This is a genomic window from Providencia sp. JGM181 (genome assembly GCF_018257375.1).
In the GTDB taxonomy this organism is placed as follows: Bacteria; Pseudomonadota; Gammaproteobacteria; order Enterobacterales; family Enterobacteriaceae; genus Providencia; species Providencia lanzhouensis.
Genome location: NZ_JAERJY010000228.1, coordinates 1 through 2,916 on the forward strand (window position 1 = coordinate 1; position 2,916 = coordinate 2,916).

The window sequence follows — 2,916 nt, forward strand, 5'->3', positions numbered from 1 at the left end:
TATTTATGTTATAACAATAATTATCCATGTTATAGAGGTAATATGCGATTATTAATTAAGTTTTTCGCCAAATTGAGAGATAACAATGCCAGAACTTCCCGAAGTTGAAACCAGTCGCCGAGGTATTGAACCGCATTTAGTCGGCAATACAATCAGTTATGCAGTTGTGCGTAATGAACGGTTACGTTGGCCGGTAAGTGAACAAATCATGCGTTTATCTGATGAAACCGTGATTAGTGTCCAGCGTCGGGCAAAATATCTGCTTATTGAACTGCACAAAGGGTGGATTATTGTCCATTTAGGAATGTCTGGCAGTGTGCGAATTCTAACGGAAGAGATACCCGAAGGGAAACATGACCATGTAGACCTTATCTTGGGTGACGGTAAAGTACTGCGCTACACTGACCCTCGACGCTTTGGTGCATGGCTTTGGTGCGATGATTTAGCATCTAGCTCCGTTCTCGCCCATTTAGGTCCTGAGCCTCTCTCTGATGAGTTCAATCCTAAATATCTCTTTGATTTAGCAGCTAAACGTAAGGTGGCGGTCAAACCTTGGTTGATGGACAACAAAATCGTTGTTGGGGTAGGGAATATCTATGCTAATGAAGCGCTTTTTGCATCAAGAATCTCCCCAGAAAAGCTGACTAACACACTGACACTCAATGAAATTACCGAACTGGTTATGCAGATTAAAAAAGTGCTGCAACGTTCAATAGAGCAAGGTGGAACCACTCTCAAAGACTTCTTACAGTCAGACGGAAAGCCGGGTTACTTTGCTCAAGAGTTATTTGTGTATGGAAAAAAAGGCGAGCCTTGCTCTTTATGCGGAACCCAGATTGAAAGCATCAAACAAGGACAGAGGACAACCTTTTATTGCCCTCAATGCCAGAAATAATCGCTAGATTTTGTTAAGTTTTTTCAACATAGCCTCAGCAACAACAGGCGGTAAAAACGACGAAATATCTCCATCATGAAGCGCGACATCTTTAATTAATGAGGATGAAACGAAAGATAAGCTTTGTGATGGCAGTAAAAATACTGTTTCTAGCTCTGGAACAAAATGGCGGTTCATATTAGCCAGCTGCCATTCATATTCAAAATCTGCCACTGAACGTACGCCGCGAATCAAAATATTCGCATTGTTTTTCTGTGCAAAATTCGCCATTAACTCAGAAAATCCAACCACTTCGACATTCTCTAAGTGTGCTGTAACTTGCTTCGCGAGCTCAACACGCTCTTCCAGATTAAACATAGGGCTTTTGCGTTGACTATTTGCGATAGCGAGTAAAACGTGATCAAACATCGCAGCGGCACGGGTGACGATATCGACGTGTCCAGAGGTAATCGGGTCAAAGGTTCCCGGATAAATAGCTTTATGGGTCATGATATTGCTATCTCTTTGTTTATTATTGCTTATCCTAATATATCGATAGGAATAAGTGACGGTGAAATCCACATTAACGGCAATTGCGTTCTCTTGCAACAATCACAGGTAAGCATCCATTTATTTTAAGTCTCATTTTAGGCACAGATTCTACACACTTTCAGTAATGGTTTATGGTAAGATACCGCCAATTTTGGTAAGTGAATCAGATCGAATGTTATTGCGTGTATATCAGGTACTTCTTTATCTCATCCAACCATTAATTTGGATACGCTTATTATTGCGTAGCCGTAAAGCCCCTGCGTATCGCAAACGCTGGGGGGAACGCTATGGTTTTTGTGGTGGTAAAGTTGTTCCTAAAGGTATTTTATTACACTCAGTTTCTGTGGGCGAAACCCTTGCGGCAGTACCGTTAGTGCGTGCACTTCGCCATCACTATCCATCACTCCCTATCACTGTGACAACAATGACGCCGACAGGGTCAGAGCGTGTTCAGTCGGCATTTGGTGACGATATTAGTCACGTTTATCTCCCTTATGATTTACCAGGCTCAATGAGCCGTTTCCTTAATCAAGTTGATCCTAAACTGGTGATTATTATGGAAACAGAACTCTGGCCAAATATGATCAACCAATTGCATAAGCGTAATATTCCATTAGTTATCGCGAATGCTCGGTTATCTGAACGCTCCGCTGCGGGTTATCAAAAGCTTGGTAGCTTTGTGAAGCGTATGCTGCAAAATGTCACGATGGTGGCAGCTCAGCATCAAGAAGATGGTGAACGTTTTATTCAATTAGGGTTAAGACGTAAGCAGTTAGAAGTGACGGGAAGCTTAAAATTTGATATTTCCGTTACCCCTGAACTGGCTGTTAAAGCGATTACCTTACGCAGGCAGTGGGCCGCACATCGCCCTGTATGGATTGCGACAAGCACCCATGAAGGTGAAGAAGCCATTGTTTTGCAAACTCACCAACAGTTGCTGAAAAAATTTCCTAATTTATTACTCATTTTAGTCCCAAGGCATCCAGAACGTTTCGCAAAAGCGGAAGAGCTGACGCAAAAAGCAGGGCTAAGCTTCATTCGTCGTAGTAGTGGCGTTATCCCATCTCTAGAAACCCAAGTGGTTATTGGCGATACGATGGGGGAATTGATGTTACTGTACGGAATTGCAGATATTGCTTTCGTTGGCGGGAGCTTAGTTGAAACGGGCGGTCATAATCCACTTGAAGCTGCTGCTCATGCATTGCCTGTTTTGATGGGACCGCATACCTTTAATTTTAAAGATATTTGCGCGAAATTAACCCAAGCAGATGGGTTGATCACTGTGACGGATAGCGAATCGCTAGCTCAAGCCGTCACGAGCCTGCTATCCGATGAAGATTATCGACTGTATTATGGTCGACATGCCGCAGAAGTATTACATGAAAACCAAGGCGCATTGCAGCGTTTACTTAAATTGTTGCAGCCTTATTTACCTCCAAGAGAACAGTAATATTCAGCAAAATATTGATAACTTGAATATTACTATAATG

Annotated in this window: 3 protein-coding genes; 2 read left to right on the forward strand and 1 reads right to left on the reverse strand. The window is 42.4% G+C overall.

Annotation, left to right across the window (positions count from 1 at the left end; all coding sequences use genetic code 11):
* Positions 1-85 precede the first annotated feature (85 nt).
* Positions 86-895, forward strand: coding sequence for a bifunctional DNA-formamidopyrimidine glycosylase/DNA-(apurinic or apyrimidinic site) lyase (gene mutM / locus JK188_RS16970; protein WP_211887614.1), 810 nt, complete (start codon positions 86-88; stop codon positions 893-895).
* Positions 896-898: 3 nt separating this feature from the next.
* On the opposite strand, the gene coaD is transcribed toward mutM, so the two are convergent.
* A complete protein-coding gene (gene coaD / locus JK188_RS16975) occupies positions 899-1,384 on the reverse strand; it encodes a pantetheine-phosphate adenylyltransferase (RefSeq protein ID WP_211887615.1) in 486 nt (161 codons plus the stop codon).
* 214 nt (positions 1,385-1,598) lie between these two features.
* Between coaD and waaA the strand changes: the two genes are divergently transcribed.
* The gene (gene waaA, locus JK188_RS16980; RefSeq protein ID WP_132497017.1) at positions 1,599-2,876 is read left to right on the forward strand and encodes a lipid IV(A) 3-deoxy-D-manno-octulosonic acid transferase; all 1,278 of its coding nucleotides are present in this window, start codon (positions 1,599-1,601) and stop codon (positions 2,874-2,876) included.
* Positions 2,877-2,916: the final 40 nt, after the last annotated feature.